The sequence below is a fragment of the Actinoplanes sp. SE50/110 genome, assembly GCF_900119315.1.
In the GTDB taxonomy this organism is placed as follows: Bacteria; Actinomycetota; Actinomycetes; order Mycobacteriales; family Micromonosporaceae; genus Actinoplanes.
This window is the reverse complement of sequence record NZ_LT827010.1, coordinates 359,650-379,171: the sequence shown is the minus strand read 5'-3', so window position 1 is coordinate 379,171 and position 19,522 is coordinate 359,650. Positions and strand designations below refer to the sequence as shown.

The 19,522-nt window shown below is 72.1% G+C and carries 18 protein-coding genes; 6 read left to right on the top strand and 12 right to left on the bottom strand.

What is annotated here, in order from left to right; all coding sequences use genetic code 11:
* Positions 1-27: 27 nt before the first annotated feature.
* The 3 genes from ACSP50_RS01665 (at position 28) to ACSP50_RS01655 (ending at position 5,281) form a co-directional block, all read left to right on the top strand.
* On the top strand, positions 28-3,078 hold the full coding sequence (locus ACSP50_RS01665) for a DEAD/DEAH box helicase (RefSeq protein WP_014687414.1): 3,051 nt from the start codon (positions 28-30) through the stop codon (positions 3,076-3,078).
* A gap of 65 nt (positions 3,079-3,143) precedes the next feature.
* Entirely contained in the window at positions 3,144-3,980 is an 837-nt protein-coding gene (locus ACSP50_RS01660) for an SWIM zinc finger family protein (RefSeq protein ID WP_014687413.1), read from the top strand.
* Between the two features lie 344 nt (positions 3,981-4,324).
* Entirely contained in the window at positions 4,325-5,281 is a 957-nt protein-coding gene (locus tag ACSP50_RS01655; protein WP_014687412.1) for an aldo/keto reductase, read from the top strand.
* 169 nt (positions 5,282-5,450) lie between these two features.
* Here the strand turns inward: ACSP50_RS01655 and ACSP50_RS01650 are convergent, their stop codons facing one another.
* The 3 genes from ACSP50_RS01650 to ACSP50_RS01640 are packed head-to-tail and all read right to left on the bottom strand — an operon-like array spanning position 5,451 to position 8,144.
* Positions 5,451-6,302 carry a menaquinone biosynthetic enzyme MqnA/MqnD family protein gene (locus ACSP50_RS01650; protein ID WP_014687411.1) on the bottom strand — a complete coding sequence of 284 codons (852 nt, stop codon included), beginning with the start codon at positions 6,300-6,302 and terminating at the stop codon, positions 5,451-5,453.
* Entirely contained in the window at positions 6,299-7,525 is a 1,227-nt protein-coding gene (locus ACSP50_RS01645) for an MFS transporter (protein ID WP_052311478.1), read from the bottom strand. The genes ACSP50_RS01650 and ACSP50_RS01645 overlap by 4 nt, the downstream gene beginning before the upstream one ends.
* Positions 7,526-7,574: 49 nt before the next feature.
* Entirely contained in the window at positions 7,575-8,144 is a 570-nt protein-coding gene (locus ACSP50_RS01640; RefSeq protein ID WP_014687409.1) for a helix-turn-helix transcriptional regulator, read from the bottom strand.
* 174 nt (positions 8,145-8,318) lie between these two features.
* Here ACSP50_RS01640 and ACSP50_RS01635 point away from each other — a divergent pair, with 174 nt between their 5' ends.
* Positions 8,319-10,331 (top strand): AAA family ATPase, encoded by a 2,013-nt coding sequence (locus tag ACSP50_RS01635; RefSeq protein ID WP_172898727.1) that lies wholly within the window; start codon positions 8,319-8,321, stop codon positions 10,329-10,331.
* A complete protein-coding gene (locus ACSP50_RS01630; RefSeq protein WP_014687407.1) occupies positions 10,331-11,197 on the top strand; it encodes an LLM class flavin-dependent oxidoreductase in 867 nt (288 codons plus the stop codon). The genes ACSP50_RS01635 and ACSP50_RS01630 overlap by 1 nt, the downstream gene beginning before the upstream one ends.
* Here ACSP50_RS01630 and ACSP50_RS01625 read toward each other — a convergent pair.
* Both ACSP50_RS01625 and ACSP50_RS01620 read right to left on the bottom strand, forming a co-directional pair.
* A complete protein-coding gene (locus ACSP50_RS01625; protein ID WP_014687406.1) occupies positions 11,166-12,380 on the bottom strand; it encodes a leucine rich repeat variant in 1,215 nt (404 codons plus the stop codon). The two genes, ACSP50_RS01630 and ACSP50_RS01625, sit on opposite strands and share 32 nt — an antisense overlap.
* A 61-nt stretch (positions 12,381-12,441) precedes the next feature.
* A complete protein-coding gene (locus ACSP50_RS01620) occupies positions 12,442-12,879 on the bottom strand; it encodes a GNAT family N-acetyltransferase (RefSeq protein ID WP_014687405.1) in 438 nt (145 codons plus the stop codon).
* A 183-nt stretch (positions 12,880-13,062) separates the two neighbouring features.
* Here ACSP50_RS01620 and ACSP50_RS01615 point away from each other — a divergent pair, with 183 nt between their 5' ends.
* Positions 13,063-13,827, top strand: coding sequence for a VOC family protein (locus tag ACSP50_RS01615; protein ID WP_043513343.1), 765 nt, complete (start codon positions 13,063-13,065; stop codon positions 13,825-13,827).
* Positions 13,828-13,896: 69 nt separating this feature from the next.
* Here ACSP50_RS01615 and fliQ read toward each other — a convergent pair whose 3' ends face one another.
* The 7 genes from fliQ to mqnE all read right to left on the bottom strand — a co-directional run bounded on the left by fliQ (position 13,897) and on the right by mqnE (position 19,512).
* Positions 13,897-14,166: a flagellar biosynthesis protein FliQ gene (gene fliQ, locus ACSP50_RS01610; RefSeq protein WP_014687403.1), complete on the bottom strand. Its 270-nt coding sequence runs from the start codon at positions 14,164-14,166 to the stop codon at positions 13,897-13,899.
* 135 nt (positions 14,167-14,301) lie between these two features.
* Positions 14,302-15,093: an ABC transporter ATP-binding protein gene (locus ACSP50_RS01605; RefSeq protein ID WP_014687402.1), complete on the bottom strand. Its 792-nt coding sequence runs from the start codon at positions 15,091-15,093 to the stop codon at positions 14,302-14,304.
* Positions 15,090-16,133: an iron ABC transporter permease gene (locus ACSP50_RS01600; protein ID WP_014687401.1), complete on the bottom strand. Its 1,044-nt coding sequence runs from the start codon at positions 16,131-16,133 to the stop codon at positions 15,090-15,092. The genes ACSP50_RS01605 and ACSP50_RS01600 overlap by 4 nt, the downstream gene beginning before the upstream one ends.
* 40 nt (positions 16,134-16,173) lie before the next feature.
* Positions 16,174-17,103: an ABC transporter substrate-binding protein gene (locus ACSP50_RS01595; RefSeq protein ID WP_014687400.1), complete on the bottom strand. Its 930-nt coding sequence runs from the start codon at positions 17,101-17,103 to the stop codon at positions 16,174-16,176.
* A 378-nt stretch (positions 17,104-17,481) separates the two neighbouring features.
* Positions 17,482-17,895, bottom strand: coding sequence for a DUF4229 domain-containing protein (locus ACSP50_RS01590; RefSeq protein ID WP_014687399.1), 414 nt, complete (start codon positions 17,893-17,895; stop codon positions 17,482-17,484).
* 12 nt (positions 17,896-17,907) lie between these two features.
* Entirely contained in the window at positions 17,908-18,333 is a 426-nt protein-coding gene (locus ACSP50_RS01585) for a hypothetical protein (RefSeq protein WP_043510666.1), read from the bottom strand.
* Positions 18,334-18,342: 9 nt separating this feature from the next.
* Positions 18,343-19,512, bottom strand: coding sequence for an aminofutalosine synthase MqnE (gene mqnE, locus ACSP50_RS01580; protein WP_014687397.1), 1,170 nt, complete (start codon positions 19,510-19,512; stop codon positions 18,343-18,345).
* Positions 19,513-19,522 lie beyond the last annotated feature (10 nt).

Below are 19,522 nucleotides of genomic sequence, written 5' to 3'. Positions count from 1 at the left end.
TCTCGACGGACTGCTCAGGGGGTTGATGTGCTCGTCGTTCACGGCGGCTGGGCGCCCGGGTCCGGGCGGCCCGGTCGGTTGCTGCTCTGGGCTGAGGAGCCGTCCCGTACGGAGTCCTCCTCAGCGTCCCGTGCCAAGGTGCGGCCCCACCCGTTCGCCGCCACGGCCACCGTCCTGACCACGGCCCTGGGCGACCTGCCGTCCGAGCCCACCGCCGGGATCGCCACGATCCAGCTGCCCGGCACGGCCCGCGGTCCGCTGCCCTCGCCGGACACCGGGGTGGAGACGACCTCGCCGCGGGGTGTCCGGCTGGCCGGGTGGACCGTGCCGGTGCTCGCCGTGCCCGGTGAGGCCGCCCTGGCCGTGCTGGCCACGATCGCCGAGCCGGACCCGGCCGCGCCGTGGGTTCCCGGCCCCTCCCTGCGCTATCTCGGCCTCCTCGCCGGCTGGGCCTGCGACCTGGCCCGGCACGGCCGGATGCTCCCGCAGCTCGTCCTGGAGGAGGGCGTGCCGGCCGCCCGGTGGCGCTCCGTGATCACCGGTGCCGACCTCGCGACGTACCGTGACTTCGCCGCCGGGATGCCGCCGGTGGCCCGCGCCGTGACGCCGGCCGGTCAGGCCGTGACGCCGGCCGGCCAGCAGGCCGGGCGGACGCTGCGGGACGCGCTGGAGACGATGCTCGACGCCGCCGCGCGGTCCGTCCTGCCGGAAAAGATCCTGGGCGGCCACCGGGCCGGGCTCCGGGCTCCGCTGGCCGACCGGTGGGTGACCGCGCTCACCGCGCCCGACCCCACACTCCCCGGTGCGGCCGCGGCCGAGCTGCGTGAGCTGCGCCGGGCGCTGGACGACTGGATGCGCGCGGCCCAGGCGGCGAATGAGCCGGTCCGGGTCAGTTTCCGACTGATCGAGCCCGAGCCGGGCGAGGACGACTGGGAGCTGGAATTCGCCCTGCAGTCCGCCGAGGACTCCGCGCTCTACCTGCCCGCCGAGGCGGTCTGGGCCGGCGAGCGGTTTCCCGGGCTGCCTCGCCGGCCGGATGAGACACTGCTGGCCGGGCTGGGTCGGGCGGTCCGGTTGTTCCCGGCGCTGCACGAGGCGCTGCGCACCCAGCAGCCGGCCGCCATGACGCTCGACACCGCCGAGGCATATGACTTCCTCCGCCAGGCCGCGCCGCTGCTGCAGGCCGCCGGCTTCGGGGTGCAGCTGCCGTCCTGGGCCGGCCGCAAGGGTGTCGGCCTCAAGCTGACCACCCGGTCGAAATCCAGAGCCGGTACCTCCCGGGCGGTGGCCGACTCCGGCTTCGGGCTCAGCGAGATCGTCGCCTTCCGGCTCGACCTGGTGATCGGGGACGGCGTGGTGAGCGCCGCGGAGCTGGCCGAGCTGGCCCGGCTCAAGGTGCCCCTGGTCCGGGTCCGCGGACAGTGGGTGGAGCTGGACGACCGGCAGCTCAAGGCGGCGCTCAAGGCGGTCGGCCGGCGACGCGAGGGCGAGCTGACCGCCGCCGAGATCCTGCAGCAGGTGGTTGAGGGCGGCGAGGAGGATCTGCCGCTCGTCGAGGTCGACGCCGACGGCACGCTCGGCGACCTGCTGTCCGGCCAGGCCTCGGAGCGGCTCGACCCGATGCCGACCCCGCCGGGTTTCCAGGGCGCGCTCCGACCGTATCAGGAGCGTGGCCTCTCCTGGCTGCACTTCCTGAGCCGGCTCGGGCTGGGCGGGATCCTCGCCGACGACATGGGCCTGGGCAAGACCGCGCAGACACTGTCGCTGCTGCTCACCGGCCAGGCGGACGAGACGCGCCCGGCAGAGAGGACGTTGCTGATCTGCCCCATGTCGCTGATCACCAACTGGCGCAAGGAGGCCGCTCGGTTCGCCCCGAGCCTGCGCGTCTACGTGCACCACGGCGCCACCCGGCAGCGCGGCGAGGACTTCCGGGCCGCGGTGGACGCGGCCGACCTGGTGCTCACCACCTACGGCACCGCGGCGCGCGACCTGGAGGCGCTCCGCGAGGTCGAGTGGAGCCGGGTGGCCTGCGACGAGGCTCAGGCGATCAAAAACCACGGCACCCGCCAGTCGCAGGCGGTCCGCGCCATCCCGGCGCGCACGCGGCTCGCCCTGACCGGCACCCCGGTGGAAAACCACCTGGCCGAGCTCTGGTCCATCATGGACTTCTGCAATCCGGGGCTGCTCGGTCCGGCGAAACGGTTCCGCCGCCGGTTCCAGGAGCCGATCGAAATCAACCAGAGCGAGGACGCGACCGCCGCACTGAAACGGGCCACCGGGCCGTTCGTGCTGCGCCGCCTCAAAACCGACAAGACGATCATCTCCGACCTCCCGGAGAAGAACGAGATGAAGGTCTGGTGCTCGCTCACCGCCGAGCAGGCCACCCTCTACCAGGCCGTGGTCGAGGACATGATGTCCGAGATCGAGGGCAGCGAGGGCATCCAGCGGCGGGGCAACGTGCTGGCCGCGATGATGAAGCTCAAGCAGGTCTGCAACCATCCGGCGCACCTGCTCAAGGACGGCTCCCGGTTGCCCGACCGGTCCGGCAAGCTGGCCCGACTGGAGGAGCTGGCCGAGGAGATCGTCGAGGACGGCGACAAGGCCCTGGTCTTCACGCAGTATGCGGAGTGGGGCTCGCTGCTGCAGCCCTACCTGGCGGCGCACCTGGACCGCCCGGTGCTGTGGCTGCACGGCGGGCTCAGCAAGTCCCGCCGGGACGAGCTGGTCGAGCGGTTCCAGACGTCGCCGGAGCCGATGCTCTTCCTGCTCTCGCTCAAGGCGGCCGGCACCGGTCTCAACCTGACCGCCGCCAACCACGTCGTCCACTTCGACCGGTGGTGGAACCCGGCCGTCGAGGATCAGGCCACCGACCGGGCGTTCCGCATCGGACAGTCGCGCGACGTGCAGGTGCGCAAGTTCATCTGCACCGGCACCCTGGAGGAGAAGATCGACGCGATGATCGAGCGGAAGAAGGCGCTGGCCTCGGCGGTCGTGGGCACCGGCGAGGAGTGGATCACCGACCTGAGCACCGACCAGTTGCGCGAGCTGTTCGCCCTCGACCCCGGGGTGGTGGGCTGAGGTGCGGCGGGTGGACGCGACCGGGTGCGATCGGCCGGGGTTCGACCGAGAGGCGGTGGGCTGACGTGCCGTTCGACAGATCCGGCAAGTTCTACGAGGCGGCGCGGCCGATCGAGGTCGACGGCGGGCTCGCGGTCCGGTCGAAACGCGGCGCGATCGGCGAGCAGTGGTGGTCGCGGCGGTTCGTCGACGTGCTGGAGGGGATCTGCGATCCGGGTCGGCTCGCCCGCGGTCGGGCGTACGCACGCAAGGGGCAGGTGATCGACTTCGCGCTGCAGCCGGGACAGCTGGTCGCGCGGGTGCAGGGATCCCGGCCCACGCCCTACCAGGTGACGATCCGGATCAGCGCGTTCGACGACGCCCAGTGGGCGGAGATCACCGAGGCGCTCGGCGCGCAGGCGCTGTACCGTGCCGCGCTGCTGGCCGGCGAGATGCCGCGGGAGATCGTCGAGCTCTTCACCGACCTGGGTTTCCCGCTCTTCCCGGAGTCGTTGGACATCGACTGCTCCTGCCCCGACTGGGGCGTTCCGTGCAAGCACGGCTCGGCCGCGCTGTACGTGCTGGCCGAGGCCTTCGACGACGATCCGTTCCTGGTCCTGGCCTGGCGCGGGCGGGCCCGGGAGCCGCTGCTCGACGCACTGCGCGGCACCGCCGACCCGGGTGAGGCGATCGACCCGCTGCAGGTCACCGAAACCCCGCTGGACGACCGGCTCGCCGACTTCTACTCCCCCGGGATCAGCCTGGGCCGGCTCCGGGAGCGGCCGGCCCGCGGTGGCGCCCCGCCGGAGCTGCTGCTTCGCGCCCTCGATCCGCCGCCGATCCGGGTCCGACACATTCCGCTGATCGACCTGCTGCGCCCGCTCTACCGCGAGTTGGGCACGCCGCATGAGGAGGAGGATTAGCCATCCTCGGCCGTCTCCGGCCGCGGAAGGGGCCTCGCCGCCTCCGGCCGCGGAAGGGGCCTCACCGCCTCCGGCCGCGGAAGGAGCGGACCGGTAGCGTCCGCGGACGCGGCATTGCCGGGCGGCGTCCGGTGTGAACCGGCCGCGGTCGGGGCTTCGAGGGCCGCGTCCAGCGTGGACCGATCGTGGGCGAGTCCACGATGGACGCGGCGGCTCGGAGACTACCCGATTGCCTGTCGGACAGTGCCCATAAGCATGCGAGGCGTGACAACCCGTGTCAATAGACAATGACCGATATATGGGTCTTCCTGGGACGTCACCACGCCGCGGGCTAGGGTCGGATCATGACTGAGATGAGCTACCGCCGCCTCGGCGAATCCGGCCTCGTCGTCTCCGTTGTCGGGATCGGCTGCAACAATTTCGGCCGCAAACTCGACGCGGACGGCACCCGGGAGGTCGTCGACGCGGCCTTCGACGCCGGCATCACGCTCTTCGACACGGCGGACATCTACGGCACCCCGCACGGTAGCTCGGAGGAACTGCTCGGCGCCGCCCTCAAGGGCCGCCGGGACGAAGTCGTGCTGGCCACCAAGTTCGGCATGGACATGGCGGGGCTGAACGGGCGGGACTTCGGCGCTCGCGGCTCCCGGCGCTACATCGTCCGCGCGGTCGAGGCGTCACTGCGCCGGCTGGAAACCGACTACATCGACCTCTACCAGCTGCACGAGCCCGACCCGGCCACCCCGATCGAGGAGACCCTGTCCGCTCTCGACGACCTGGTCCGCGCCGGCAAGGTGCGATACCTGGGCAATTCCAACTTCTCCGGCTGGCAGATCGCGGACGCCGACTGGACCGCCCGGGCCGCGGACCTGACCCCGTTCATCAGCGCACAGAACCGCTACAGCCTGCTGCACCGGGACGTGGAGATCGAGGTGGTCCCGGCGTGTGAGCGTTTCGGCCTGGGCCTGCTGCCGTTCTTCCCGCTCGACTCCGGCCTGCTCTCCGGCAAGTATCGGCGGGGCGAGAAGCCGGCCGCCGGCACCCGGCTCGCCCAGGACCGTTACGCGCCCTGGCTGGAGCACGCCGACTGGAACCGGATCGACGCGCTCACCGCCTTCGGCGCCGAGCGGGGCCACAGTCTGCTGGAGGTGGCGATCGCCGGCCTGGCCGCCCGCCCCGCGGTGACCAGCGTGATCGCCGGCGCGACCACCCCCGACCAGGTGCACGCGAACGCCGCGGCCGCCGCCTGGGACCTGACCGCGGCCGACGTGGCCACCCTCGACGAGATCCTCACCGACTGAGCCGCCGCCGAAGGACAACACAACGACGCGAAGCAGCGCCGGGCCGTCCTGGTCCGACACGGTCCGGCGCAGGCGGGCGGGTGTCCGGTCAGACGTCGGCGAAACGACGCGAAGCAGCGCCGGGCCGTCCTGGTCCGACACGGTCCGGCGCAGGCGGGCGGGTGTCCGGTCAGACGTCGGCGAAAAGCGGGCCCTCGGCCGGCAGCGCCGGCACGTCGCCGCGGTCGGCGGCGCGGCGGGCGAACTCGCGGACGCCCTGAATCTGCCGGTCACCCAGGGAGAAGTCGAGGGCCCGGAAGTAGTTGGCCAGGGTCGCCGCGTCGAACGGCTCCCAGCGCGCGGCCGCCTCGGCCACCGCGTCCAGCTCGCCGAGGCACAGCTCCTTGGACCGCTGGAACGCCTCGTGCACGCCCTTGACCTGGCCGGGGTGTGCGGCCGCGAAATCCTTCCGGACCGCCCACACGGCGAAGACCATCGGCAGCCCGGTCCATTCCTTCCACGCCTCGGCCAGGTCGATCACCTGCAGGCCCATGGCCGGCGCTTCGTACAGCGCGCGCAGGGCGGGGTCGCCGATCAGGGCCGCGGCGTCCGCTTCCCGCAACATCAGAGGCAGGTCGGGCGGGCAGCGGAAGTACGTGGGCTCCACCCCGTACCGCTCGGAAAGCAGCAATTGCGCCAGCAGGACGCCGGTCCGCGAGGTGGAACCGAGAGCGACCGGCCGTTTGTCGAGCTCGGCCGGAGGCCGGGTCGAGACCAGGTTGACCGAGAGCACCGGGCCGTCGCTGCCGACCGCGAGGTCGGGCAGCAGCAGCAGCTGATCGGCGTGCTTCAGGTATTCGACCAGCGTGATCGGGCCGATGTCGAGGTCGCCGGCGATCAGGGCGGCGCTGAGCCGGTCCGGCGTGTCCTTGTGCAGGTCGACGTCGAGCAGCGCGCCGGAGCGCATCAGACCCCAGTAGATCGGGAGGCAGTTGAGGAACTGGATGTGCCCGACCCGGGGCCGACGGACGCTGTCGCTCATGAGGTGACGGTATCCCCGACCACGACGGGTTCGCCCAGCGACGGGGCCTCTCGTGGCTGAAGTCGCACCAGCGGCCAGCAGCAGAGCGCGGCGAGCAGCCCGGCCCCGCCGGCCGCCCCGACCAGCAGCCGCGGGTCGAAGGCCTCCACCAGCGGCCCGGCGACCAGGAAGCCGAGCAGTCCGGCGCCCTGCACGACCGCGGCGACCCCGGCGAACGCGCGACCGTGCGCCGCGGCCGGCACCCGGTCCGCGATGATCACCGTCATACAGACGTTGAGCGCGCCGTTGCACACCCCGCCGACGATCCAGAGCGGCACCAGCCAGGCCCAGCTGCCGACGGCCGCCGCGGCGAGGATCGGCAGGCAGGAGCCGGCCAGTACGGCGAGCACCGTCCGGACGGTGAGCCGGTGTCGCGGCAGTCGGGCGCAGAGCGGGCCGCCGAGCAGCATCCCGACCGTCCAGGAGGCCGTGACCAGGCCGAAGACGGTGGTCGAGGCGTGCAGGGTGTCCCGGATGAAGAAGACTTCGAAGACGTTGATCGCACCGACGCCACCGACCACCGCGGCGATCGCCACGGTCATCACGGCCAGTGACCGGTCGGCCCGCAGCCGGAACTCGACCGGCCCGCCGGCCTCCTGCCGGGTGACCGCGCCGCGCCGGCGGGTGTGGATCAGCATCGCCATCACCACCAGAGCCAGGTAGCTCGCCGCGTCGATCAGCAACGGCACCCGCGGCCCGGTCGTCCCGACCAGGAATCCGGCCAGCGCCGGGGCGATCAGCGTCCCGACCTGGCCGGCGCTCATTACCAGGCCGCCGGCCTTGGCCAGGTCGTCGTCCCGCACCATCTGCGGCAGCAGCGCCTGCAGGGTCGGCTGGGTCACCGCGAGCCCGGCGGCGAGCAGGGCGACCAGCGCGATGACCAGCCGGGAGTCCGTGGTGAAGGCGAGCAGCCCGCAGATCAGCGCCTGCGCCAGCCCGACCGTGACCAGCAGTGTGCGGCTGTCCGCCCGGTCGACCAGCCGGCCGGTGAGCGGGGTGAGCACGGCCATCGGGACGGCGGAGGCGAGCAGCAGCCCGGCGACGGCGAGGCCGCCGTGCCCGGTCTGCTGCAGGACCAGGGCGAGGGTGGTCGCGGCGAGAAAGTCGCCGCAGAGGGAGATCGCCTTCCCGCCGGCCACGAGATGGACGTCCGACCAGCGCGACTCAGCAGATGTGAAGGACATACTTCGAAAGTAATCCTTCACATCTGCCGGACGCAACCCCGGATCGAGGTCAGTCCATCGGGAATGCCAGATACTGCACCGCCACCCGGCGCGCGCCGTCCGTCGGGTTCTCCTGCCGATCACGCACCCGGTACGGCTCGATCAGGGTCCTGACCTGCTCGTTCAGCTTGGCCAGCTCGGCCGCGCTGACCAGCAGCTGCTGGCCCATGATGACGCTGGCCTCCCGCCACTCGGTGGTCTCGGTGCCCTGCCGGTCCAGCCACTCGTAGATGCGCTCCCGGTCCCGGCTCAGATACATGTCGATCAGCGCGCGCTCGGCGGCCAGCGCTTCCGGCTGCTCCACCTCGGCCTCCAGCCACAGGTTCTTCCCGGTCGCCCGCCACCGGCGTTCCCGGCCGTCGCCCTGGCTCGGCGCCTGCTCCACCAGCCCGTACTTGGCCAGTTCACGCAGGTGGTAGCTGGTCGCGCTGGGCGACAGTCCGACGAGGCCGGCCATCTCGGTCGCGGTGACCGTCGCCCCGGAGACGTTCAGGTGATCCACGATCTCGATCCGCGCCGGATGCGCCAGCGCCCGCAGCGTCCGCGCATCCGACACCCGCACGTTCTCCCGCTCAGCCATGCCCCCATTGTCGTACCGCCGGAAATTCGGTGGACAGCGCTGCGGGGAGGCGTAGCGTGGAGGACCGCTTGACGGCCGTGGTGAGCATGCACCGCAGCGGGCGTCCCCGCGCCGGCGGCGGCCCATCCGCACGACCGGATACGCGAGCGCAGCCGCAGCAACGACCTGCCGAGGATGCCCGTGCCCGCGCCTGATCTCGATGTTCAACTCGACGCCGAACGCACCCACCTGACCGAGTCACGGGCCGCGCTGAAACGGATGCGGGGACGGGCCGAGGCCCTGTTCGCCACCGGCAATCAGGTGGCCGGCGACGCCTACACCGCCGAGCAGCTGGGCCGGCACATGGCCCGCCGGGTCAAGGAGCTCGCCGACGACCCGGACACCCCGCTCTTCTTCGGCCGCCTCGACATCGAGGAGAGCGCGTACCACGTGGGGCGCCGGCATGTCACCGACGACGCGGGCGAGCCGATGGTGCTGGACTGGCGGGCCCCACTGTCCCGCTCGTTCTACCGGGCGAGTGTCCGCGACCCGCAGGGTGTCTCGACCCGCCGCCGGTTCGGTTTCGTCAAGGGCGAGCTGACCAGCTTCGAGGACGAGCACCTGGATCGCGGCGAGGAGCTGGGCACCAGCAGCCGGATCCTGACCGCGGAGATCGAGCGCCCGCGGGTCGGCCCGATGCGGGACATTGTCGCCACCATCCAGCCGGAGCAGGACGAGCTGGTCCGGGCGGAGCTGTCCGAGTCGATCTGTGTGCAGGGCGCGCCGGGTACCGGGAAGACCGCGGTCGGGCTGCACCGCGCGGCGTTCCTGCTCTACCTGCACCGGGAGCGGCTGCGCCGGTCCGGGGTGCTGATCGTCGGGCCGAACACCGCTTTCCTCTCCTACATCTCGGCGGTGCTGCCCACCCTCGGTGAGGTCGAGGTGCAGCAGTCCACCGTGGACGAGCTGATCGGGCGGGCACCGGTCAGGACCGCCGATTCCGCCGCTGCGACGCTGGTCAAGAACGACGTGCGGATGGCCGAGGTGCTGAGCCGTACGCTGTGGGGCCGGGTCGCCAAGCCCACCGAGCCGATCATGGTGTCCGACGGGTCGTACCGTTGGCGGATCGACGTCGAGCCGCTGCGCCGGATCGTCGACGAGGCCCGCCGCGAGGGCTTGCCGTATGCGGTCGGCCGGGAGCGGGTCCGCGCCCGGGTGGTCGGCCTGCTGCAACGGCAGTCGGAATATCGCACCGGGAATTCGCCGGGCGAGACCTGGCTCCGCAAGATGGGCAGGATCGCCCCGGTCACCGGTTTCCTGGAGGCGTGCTGGCCGGCGGTCACCCCGGAGTCCCTGGTCGCGGACGTGCTGACCGATCCGTCGGTGGCCGGTGACCTGCTCACCGACGACGAGCAGGCGGCGATCCGCTGGGTGAAGCCACCGAAGACGCCGAAGTCGGCCCGCTGGACCGCCGGCGACCTGCTGCTGCTCGACGAGGCCGCCGGACTGCTGGAGCGGGAGAACAGCTTCGGTCACGTGGTGGTCGACGAGGCGCAGGATCTGTCGCCCATGCAGGCCCGCGCGATCGCCCGGCGCAGCGAGCACGGCTCAATCACGCTGCTCGGCGACCTGGCGCAGGGCACCGCGCCGTGGGCCGCCACGGACTGGCAGGACATCCTCGGCCACCTGGGCAAATCCGGCGCGCCGGTGGTGCCGCTGACCGTCGGTTTCCGGGTGCCGGAGGTCGTCGTGGCACTGGCCAACCGCCTGCTGCCGGCGTTGGGCGTGAACGTGCCGGAGGCGGTCTCGCTGCGCCGCGACGGCGATCTCGCCGTCCTCCCGGTCGCCGACCCGGCCGATCTGGACGCGCGCACGCTGGCCGAGGTGACCGCGGCGCTGACGCACGAGGGCTCGATCGCGATCATCGCGGCCGACGCCGCGGTGGACCGGCTCCGCGGCCACCTCACCGCGGCCGGCATCGAGCACGCGACGCCCGACGACCCGGAGGCCGAGGCGCGCGTCATGGTCGTGCCGGCCACGCTGGTCAAAGGATTGGAGTACGACCATGTCATCGTGCACGAGCCGGCCGACATCGTGGCCGCCGAGCCGCGCGGGCTGAACCGTCTCTACGTGGTCCTCACCCGGGCCGTCACGCGTCTGTCGGTCGTGCACGCCACACCGCTCCCTGAACCGCTTAACATCACCTGATGCCCCGCCTCGGAGTGATGTTCGACCGCGATCTGTCCCCCGAAGACCTGCCGGCCTTCGCCACCGCCGTGGAGGAGGCCGGCGCCGACGACCTCTGGGTGGTGGAGGACCTCGGCTGGGCCGGTTCGATCAGTGCGGCCGCACTGGCCCTGGCCGCCACCTCCCGGATCCGGGTCGGGATCGGCATCGCCCCGGCCCCGCTGCGCAGCCCGGCGCTGCTCGCGATGGAGCTGGCCATGCTGGCCCGGGTCCAGCCGGGCCGCCTGGTGGCCGGAATCGGTCACGGGGTGTCCGAGTGGATGCGTCAGGTCGGCGTCGAGCCGACGTCGAAACTGGCCATGCTGGAGGAGACGGTCCGGGCCGTCCGGGGTCTGCTGCGCGGCGAGACGGTGACGCTCGACGGGCGGGAGGTGCACATCGACGGCGTACGCCTGGTGCACCCGCCCGCGGTCGTCCCGCCGATCGTCACCGGTGTGGTCCGGCCACGTTCGCTGGAGCTGTCCGGCCGGGTCGCGGACGGCACGATCATCGCCGAGGGCAACGGCCCGGCGCAGTTGCGGGACGCGCTCACGCACATCCGGCGGGGTGGCGCCGACGACGGTCACGAGCTGATCGTCTTTACGTATCTGCACGTCAACGACGATCCGGCGGACGCCGCGAGGGTGACCGGGCAGATGGTCGAGGGCCAGGCCGGCTGGCTCGGCGTACCGCCGGAAGAGGTTTTCTCGCTGATCGGCCCGGTCACCGAGGTGCCCGGCAAGGTCGCCGCGCTGACCGGGGCGGGCGCCGCGACGATCGTCCTGCGACCGCTGGGTCCCGATCCGGTTCCGCAGGTCAGGGCCGCGCTGGCCGCTCTCGGTCGCTGACCAGCCGGATCATGGCGGCGACCGGCAGCGACGGGTTGCCGGCCGCCGATTCGGCCACCCGCGGGTCCGGGTCGGCGAGCAGTGCGGCGATCCGCCCGGGTGGCAGTGCCGGGTGCCCGGCCGCGATCGCCCGCGCCCGATAGTCCGACGGCTCCACTGTGGCGAGACAGAGCTCCAGGGTCGCGGCGTCCGCGTTCGGGTGGCGCGCGATCTCGCGCAGTGCCTTCGGCACGCGCGGAATCCCCCGGGCGAGCTGCCGCAACAGGTCCGCGGGCGCGTCCGGATTTCCGGCCACCTGACAATTGACGCGTACGCCGTGAACCGCCACCATCCTCCCGAGCACCGCCCCGGCCAACCCCGGATGTCCGGCCACCGCCGCGACCACCTTCGCGTCCGGATCCTCGGCGAGCGCGTCCCGCACGTCGTCCGGCAGGTCCCGCCGGACCGCCACCAGCATCCGCAGCTCCGGGTCGGCGCTCGCCGCGAGATCGCGCACCTCGGCCTCGGTCGCGGCCGCGACCCGGGGCAGCAGGACCGGCCCGATCCGGGTCGTGCCGGTCAGCCGGGCCAGCACCGCCAGCGGCAGCGCCGGATTCCTGGCCAGCCGCTGCCGGACCGGTGCCAGCGGGTCCCCGGCCAGGCGCTCGATCAGGTCGGGCGCCAGGCCCGGGTTCTCGGCCAGGGTGTGCCGGACGCCCGGTGCCGGGTCGGTGACCAGCCGCTCGGCCGCCCAGTGCGGCAGGTCGGGCCGTGCGGCCAGGGCATACCGCAGGGCGAGCGGCGGATCCACGGCCAGCCGCGCGACCGTCCCGGCCGGCGTGGACGGGTTGTCCACAGCCCGGTGCCGCAGGTTGTGGACAGCGGATTCGTGGCTGCCGGTGCAGCGGGCGCCGGGCGGCAGGGTGCAGTCGCCCCGCAGGCAGTCCGGGTCGTGCCGGAACGGGATCGGCTCCTGCTCGCAGACCCGGCACACCGCGGCCGGCGGGTCGTTCGCGACCAGGACGACGAGCGTCTCCGGCGGGGTGGCCGGGTTGCCCGCGACCATCGCGCGGACGTCGGCGTTCTTGCCGGCGGTCGCGGCGGCGGTCGCGGCGGCGTTCTCGGCGGCCAGCCCGATCAGGCGGTCGACCAGGGCGGGCGGCAGCGCGGGGTTGCCGCAGAGCGCCACCAGAAGGTCATCCACGAACGAGCATCCTGACCCCTGCGGCACCCGGGCGGAAGGCTCGCTCCATTGCGGATTCGTCTCACTGCGTGGAATCGCCGAGCGATTTCACCCAACGCGACCACTCGCGTTGACTCCGGTAGCCGTACGCGGCCCAGATGCCGTGCGCCCCGGTGTTGGCGTCCAACACCATCGCGTCCGCACGGGTACCGCCCAGCGCACGGAACCGCTGCTCGGCGGCGGCGATCAGGCGACCACCGAGCCCGGCGCGGCGGCGGTCCGGGGCGACCGCCAGCCGGTAGAGGTGGCACCGCCAGCCGTCCCAGCCCGCGATGATCGTGCCGACGATCTTGTCGCCGTCCACGGCCAGGATCAACGCCTCCGGATCCCGACCCACCAGCGCCTCGACCGCCGCCGGGGTATCCGCCGGCCGGCTGTCGTTCTCCGCCGCCGACGCCCAGAAATCCAGGATCCGGCTCCACTCGGAAGCCTGCGCCGCTCGCAAGATCACATCTCCCACGCAACCACCTTAGGACCCCGCGCCGCGCGTCCGGCTTGGCGGCGGGAAGTGACCGATTCCGTACGCGCCCATTCCCCGCTCGCGTCCGGCGACCGATCGTCGTCCTCATGCCGCCCGGCACTCGGCTGGTGGATGGGCGACAGTTTCGCCCGGGCGGCCGTGTCCGGATGCGACCATGCGGCTATGACCGCTCCATCGCCCAGCGGGCCCAACTGGGTGGATCTGGCCACGTCCGACCTCGACGCCGCGATCCGGTTCTACACGAGCCTGTTCGGCTGGACCGCCGACGTTTCCGGCGACGACTTCGGCGGATACACGACGTTCCTGCTCAACGGCCTGCCGGTGGCCGGTGCCGGCCCGCTCTACGGCGAGGGGCAGCCCACCGCCTGGAGCACCTACCTGGCCACCGCCGACGCCGATCGGAGCGCCGCCCTGGTCGAGGCCGCCGCCGGGAAAGTCCTGGTCGCCCCGTTCGACGTGATGGATCAGGGCCGGATGGCCGCGTTCCTGGACCCGTCCGGCGCTCCGTTCAGCGTCTGGGAGCCCCGCTCGATGCGCGGCGCCGAGGTCTTCGACGTCCCCGGCGCCCTCACCTGGAACGAGCTGAACACCCGCGACCTGGACACCGCGCGCACCTTCTACGGCGCGGTCTTCGGCTGGACGTTCCGCACGGCCGAGGTCGGCGGCCTGCCCTACCTGCTGTGCGACAACGGCCGCCGGCCGGTCGCCGGCATCCACCCGATGACCGGGGACGGCTGGTCCGACGACATCTCACCGTACTGGCTGACCTATTTCGCCACCGGCGACTGCGACGCCGCCGCCGAACACGCCTTCGCCCTGGGCGGCCGCATCATCAGCCCGCCGACGACGATCCCGATCGGCCGCTACGCCGTGCTCACCGACCCCCAGGGCGCCACCTTCGCGCTGCTCACCACCGCCCGCCGATAGCCCCCACCCGCGCGCCGCCGCACAATGAGAAGGCCGCCCCGGGGAGCGGCCTCTTGCGGTGTCCCGCGCTCAGTGCAGCAGGTCGGGGATCTTGTCAAAGAGCTGACCGGTGTACGTGATCATCTCGTGCAGCATCCAGTTGCCGGAGAACAGCAGCATCGCACCGATCGCCACCGCCTTCGGGACGAACGCCAACGTCGCCTCCTGGATCTGCGTCACCGACTGGAAGAGCGACACCGCGAAGCCGACCGCCAGCGCGGTCAGCAGCACCGGCGCCGCCACCTTCGCCGCGATCGTCATGGCCTGCAGTCCCAGCTCAACCACCATCGTGTCGGTCATGCCCGCACATTCGGGCGCTTCGGGCCACCTCGGAGTGCAGACCGGTCGCGCCCCGGTTGCGGTTCGGTTCGCACCCCGCACTTTCCTCAAGTCGGCCGCACCACTGCCGCGCGACCGGCAACGAGCCCGGCCGGCTCAGGAGCGGACCGCCACCACCAGCGGGCCGTGATCGCCGGCGATCACCCGGACCCTGACCCGGTAGTGCTCGGCCAGGTTGCTCTCGGTGAGCACCTCCGTCGGCGTCCCGGCCGCCACCACCCGGCCACCGGCGAGCATCACCATCCGGTCCGCGTACTCCCCGGCGGTGGACAGATCGTGCATGGTGGCCAGCACGGTCAGGGCACGCTCCGCCCGCAGCCGGTCCACCAGCTCCAGGACCTCCTGCTGGTGGCCGATGTCGAGGGCACTGGTCGGCTCGTCGAGCAGCAGGATCCGGGCGCCCTGGGCGAGGGCCCGGGCCAGGAAGACGCGCTGGCGTTCGCCGCCGGAAAGGGTGTCCAGCCGGCGGCCGGCGAACGGGACCAGGTCGAGCGCGGCCAGCTCCTCGTCGACGGCGGCCAGGTCGGCGGCGGATTCCCGGCCGAGCGCCGGGATGTACGGGGTGCGGCCCAGCAGTACGTAGTCGAAAACGGTCATCGCGGGTGGGACGACGGGGTTCTGCATGACCACCGCGATCGCCTTGGCCCGGTCCCGGCGGTGCAACCGGTCGACCGGGCTGCCGTACAACCGGACCGACCCGGTGAACGGGAGCAGGCCGGCCACCGCTCGCAGCGCCGTGGACTTGCCGGCGCCGTTCGGGCCGATCACCGTCACCCACTCGCCCTCGCCGACACTCAGGGTGATGTTGTCGACGATCAGCGCCCCGTCCCGGCGTACCGCCAGATCGGCGACCGCAATCGCCGCGGTCTCGCGACCGGGGCTGCTCATGTGGCGGCCGATCGTGTCGTGCGCAGCACGACGACGAAGAACGGCGCTCCCAGGAACGCGGTGACCACCCCGATCGGGATCTCCGCGGCGCCGCCGGCGACCCGGGCCAGCAGGTCGGTAAGGGTCAGGAAGGCGGCCCCGAACAGCACCGACAGTGGCAGCAGCGAGCGATAGCTGGGGCCGGCCAGCAGGCGCAGCGTGTGCGGGACGATGATGCCGACGAATCCGATCAGGCCGGAGACGGAGACCGCCGCGGCGGTGCCCAGCGACGCCGCGACGATCAGCAGGTAGCGACTACGCTGCGGATGCAGGCCGAGGCTGGTCGCCTCCTCGTCACCGACGGTCAGCACATCCAGTTCGCGGCCCTGGGTCAGCATGATCGCCGCGGTCAGCACCGTGTACGGCAGGACCACGAGCACGTCGTGCCAACCGGCGGTGGCGAGCCGGCCGAGCAGCCAGGAATACACCTCGCGCAGCGACTCGACGTGCCGCTGCAGCAGGTAGGTCTGCATCGCGGCGAGGAACGCGGAGACCGCCACCCCGGCCAGAATCAGCGCGGCCGGCGATCGGTCGCGGCCACCGACGGCGCCCAGCACCCAGGTGAGAGCGACCGCGATCAGCGCGCCGGCGAACGCGGCGGCCGGCACGCCGATCGGCAGACCGGCCTCGGCCGCACCGGCCGGGCGCAGCACCAGCACCGCGGTCACCCCCAGGCCGGCGCCGGCCGCGACCCCGAGCAGGTGCGGGTCGGCCAGCGGATTGCGGAACGCACCCTGGTAGGCGGCGCCGGCCAGCGACAGCATCGCCCCGACCAGCAGGCCGAGGACGACCCGGGGCAGCCGCAGCTCCATCAGGATCGCGACGTCGCGTTCGCTGAGCCCGCTGTGCAGGCGGACCCCCGGGATCAGGTTGAGCAGTTCGGCCGCGACGCCGCCGGGCGGCAGTGAGACCGAGCCGAACGCGAGGCCGGCGGTGACCGCGACCAGCACGGACAGCACGCCGGCCAGCAGCCAGGCCGGGCGGAGCCCGGCCGGTCTCATGACGCCGGAACCTTGCTCACCGCGTCGGCGGCGGCCGAACTCATGACGCGGGGACCTTGCTCACCGCGTCGGCGACGGCCTTGACCAGGTCGACGGTGCGGGGGCCCCAGCGGGACGCGATGTCGTCGTCGAGCGGGTAGATCCGGCCCTTCTGCACCGCGGTGATCGACGCCCAGCCCTTGCGCGCCTTGACGCTGTCCGCGGACTGCCGGCAGCACTTGGTGTCGGCCAGGAAGACGGTGTCCGGGTTCGCCTTGACCAGCGTCTCCGCGGACAGTTGCGGATAGCCGCCCTTACTGCCGTCGGCATCGGCGGAATCGGCCACGTTGGTCATCCCGAACAGGTGGAACACCCCGCCGATGAACGTCTTCGACGTCGCCGAGTACAGCTCCGGCCCCAGCTCGTAGAAGTAGGAGAGCGGCTTGGTGCGCGCCGGCACGCCCTTGACGATCTGATCGATCTCAGTCTTCATCGTCTGGCTGAGCTGGGTGGCCTCGCCGCTGTGCCCGGTCAACGAACCAAGTTCGTCGATTTCCCGGTACGTGTCGTCAAGCGACGCCGCGGCCGGCGACACGAACGTCGGGATCTTGAGCTTGCCCAGCTGAGCGACGATCTGGTCGGCGTCGCCGGAGAGCACGACCAGGTCCGGGTTCTTCGCCGCGATCGCCTCGGCGTTCGGTTTGAAGCCGGACAGGTCGGTCTTGGGCGCCTCGGCTGGATGGTTCGACTGGTCGTCGACCGCGGTGACCTGCGGCCCGGCGCCGATCGCGAAGAGCATCTCGGTGGCGGTCGGGCTCAGCGAGACGATCTTCTCCGGGCGGGCGCCGAGGGTGAGTGGGCCGACCGTGACCGGGAAGCCGGTGCCGGCCGAACTCGCCGCGGCGGCCGGCTCCTTCGTCGAGTCCGCCTTGTCACCACAACCGGTGAGCAGCAGCGCAGCCGCGGTAGCGGCGATGATCGCGCGTTTCATCAAGTCCTCCTGTCGGCCGGGCATGGTGCTTCGCCGACAGGGGCTTGTGGCCGCCGCCCGCGAGGCGCCCCTCCCCGGGAGCGCTGGTTCGCGACCGCGGCCAGAGGCGACCTGGCTAGACCTCGTGGTGAGGGATCACAGTTGCGGGACAGCTCCGGTTTCCCACCGGCTTCGCTGTGGCGCGGTCAGCTCAGACGCTATCTCACCTGCCGCCCGCCGGTGATCAGGCCTCACACATCCCCCCAGCCGCGCGCTCACCGGCCGCGCCGGGCTGCCCGCCCACACGCCCGGCCCTGCCAGGGATGCCGCGCCGCCTACTCGCCGGGCGTCACTAGCGCGCCCTCCGGCTGCCGACGCCGCTCTGCTCTTCCGGGACGGCTACTTGCCGGCTTCCGTTCTGCCCTCCGCCTTGGCGCCCTCGGTTTTGATCTCGCCGGCGGCGGCAGCCGTCTCGGTGTCCGCACTGCCGGCCGCAGCGGCGTCGGCGATCCGGTCGCCACCGCTGGTGGCGTCGGCGGCCGCTACCCGGTCGCCGGCCGCGGCGGCCTCGTCGTCGCCGGCCAGGGCGGAGCGCAGCCGCGCCTTCTCCGTGGCGCGGCGCTGGGCGGACGCGCCGAGCTGCTCGGCCATCTCGTCCCGCCACTTACGGAGCACGAAGAACGAGAACCCGGCCGAGGCGACGAACGCGATCATCGCCTTGACCAGGATGTTCAGCGGCAAGGGGAAGAGCGCGGCGAACACCACCAGGAACAGGCCGATGCGGCCCAGCGTGTATTTGACGGCGGGACTCATGATCTCTCTCCCTCAGCCGGAGCGCTGGCGCAGCCAGCGGAGGCCGTAGAACCAGACGAAGCAGTGGACGACCGCGGCGGTCACCGCACCGGCGCCGCCGCTCACCAGGGGAGGAGCATACGGTGCGACGACACCGGCGATCGTCATGCCGGCGGCCGCACCGAACCCGATGCCCAGCACCGCCGCCAGCACCCGGTCGGCACCGAAGCCGGCCGCCCGGAACTGCTCGACGAAGAGCCACACCGGCAGGATCAGGATCAGCCAGCCGTTGGTTTGACCGAACCGGGACACCCCGGTCAGCACCAGGATCCCCTCCAGCACCAGCACCACGGCGATGCCGACGACCAGCCCGGCGAAGGCCGCACCGAGCAGATCGCCCACCGTCGCCATCGGGCCGGAATCCCGCCGCAGGCCACCTGCGCTCCGCTGCTGAGTCATCAGAAAACCTTAGGCCCAGACCTTCTGCGGTTCGCTGCGCCGCTCGGCCAGGCCGACCGGCTTCTCATACTCCCGGACGACCTCGTACCGCGTGTTGCGCTCGACCGGCTGGAAGCCGGCGTCCCAGATCAGGTGCAGCAGGTCGTCGCGGTGCATGGTGCTGGGCGTGCCGTACGAGTCGGCATCGTGAGTGATCTTGTACTCGACCACCGAGCCGTCCAGGTCGTCGGCGCCGAAGTTGAGCGAGAGCTGGGCGACCGAGAGCCCGTGCATGACCCAGAAGCACTTCACGTGCGGCACGTTGTCGAACAGCAGCCGGGAGACCGCGAACGTCTTGAGCGACTCGGCCGGGGCGGCCATCGTGGTGCGCGCCTGGATCCGGTTGCGGACGATGCCGTCCGCCGAGTCGTGGAAGTCGTGCTGATAGCGCAGCGGGATGAAGACGGCGAAGCCGCCGGTCTCGTCCTGCAGCTCGCGCAGGCGCAGCACGTGGTCGACCCGGTGCCGGGGCTCCTCGATGTGGCCGTAGAGCATGGTGGCCGGGGTCCGCATCCCCTTCTGGTGGGCCAGCCGGTGGATCCGCGACCAGTCCTCCCAGTGGCAGGCGTGGTCGACGATGTGCTGCCGGACCTCCCAGTCGAAGATCTCGGCGCCGCCCCCGGTCAGCGACTCCAGCCCGGCGTCCATCAGCTCGTCGAGGATCTCACTGGCGGATAGGCCGCTGATCTTCTCGAACCACTGGACCTCGGTGGCGGTGAAGCACTTGAGCTTGACGTTCGGCAGCGCGGCTTTCAGCTCGCGCAGCACCTTGGGGTAATACCGCCAGGGCAGGGTGGGGTGCAGGCCGTTGACGATGTGCAGCTCGGTGAGCTGCTCGTCCTCCATCTCCTTGGCCTTGCGGACCGCCTCGTCGATGCGCATCGTGTACGCGTCCTTCTCCCCCGGCTTGCGCTGGAAAGAGCAGTACGCGCAGCTGGCGGAGCAGACGTTCGTCAGGTTCAGGTGGCGGTTGACGTTGAACATCACCCGGTCGCCGTTGAGCTCGGTGCGCCGGTGGTGCGCCAGCCGGCCGAGCCAGGCCAGATCGTCGCTGTCGTAGAGCGCGATGCCGTCCTCGCGGGTGAGCCGCTCACCGGCGTAGACCTTCGCCTCGAGGTCACGCTTCAAACCGGCGTCCATGCTCGCCCCT

Bases quoted from the DNA above. Each gene is read 5' to 3' on its own strand.
- ACSP50_RS01655 (WP_014687412.1), top strand. From the start codon at position 4,325: ATGACTGAGATGAGCTACCGCCGCCTCGGCGAATCCGGCCTCGTCGTC.
- ACSP50_RS01645 (WP_052311478.1), bottom strand. From the start codon at position 7,525: ATGTCCTTCACATCTGCTGAGTCGCGCTGGTCGGACGTCCATCTCGTG.
- ACSP50_RS01640 (WP_014687409.1), bottom strand. From the start codon at position 8,144: ATGGCTGAGCGGGAGAACGTGCGGGTGTCGGATGCGCGGACGCTGCGG.
- ACSP50_RS01635 (WP_172898727.1), top strand. From the start codon at position 8,319: ATGCCCGTGCCCGCGCCTGATCTCGATGTTCAACTCGACGCCGAACGC.
- ACSP50_RS01590 (WP_014687399.1), bottom strand. From the start codon at position 17,895: ATGAGTCCCGCCGTCAAATACACGCTGGGCCGCATCGGCCTGTTCCTG.
- ACSP50_RS01630 (WP_014687407.1), top strand. From the start codon at position 10,331: ATGCCCCGCCTCGGAGTGATGTTCGACCGCGATCTGTCCCCCGAAGAC.
- ACSP50_RS01605 (WP_014687402.1), bottom strand. From the start codon at position 15,093: ATGAGCAGCCCCGGTCGCGAGACCGCGGCGATTGCGGTCGCCGATCTG.
- ACSP50_RS01615 (WP_043513343.1), top strand. From the start codon at position 13,063: ATGACCGCTCCATCGCCCAGCGGGCCCAACTGGGTGGATCTGGCCACG.
- mqnE (WP_014687397.1), bottom strand. From the start codon at position 19,512: ATGGACGCCGGTTTGAAGCGTGACCTCGAGGCGAAGGTCTACGCCGGT.
- ACSP50_RS01585 (WP_043510666.1), bottom strand. From the start codon at position 18,333: ATGACTCAGCAGCGGAGCGCAGGTGGCCTGCGGCGGGATTCCGGCCCG.
- ACSP50_RS01595 (WP_014687400.1), bottom strand. From the start codon at position 17,103: ATGAAACGCGCGATCATCGCCGCTACCGCGGCTGCGCTGCTGCTCACC.
- ACSP50_RS01600 (WP_014687401.1), bottom strand. From the start codon at position 16,133: ATGAGACCGGCCGGGCTCCGCCCGGCCTGGCTGCTGGCCGGCGTGCTG.
- fliQ (WP_014687403.1), bottom strand. From the start codon at position 14,166: ATGACCGACACGATGGTGGTTGAGCTGGGACTGCAGGCCATGACGATC.
- ACSP50_RS01650 (WP_014687411.1), bottom strand. From the start codon at position 6,302: ATGAGCGACAGCGTCCGTCGGCCCCGGGTCGGGCACATCCAGTTCCTC.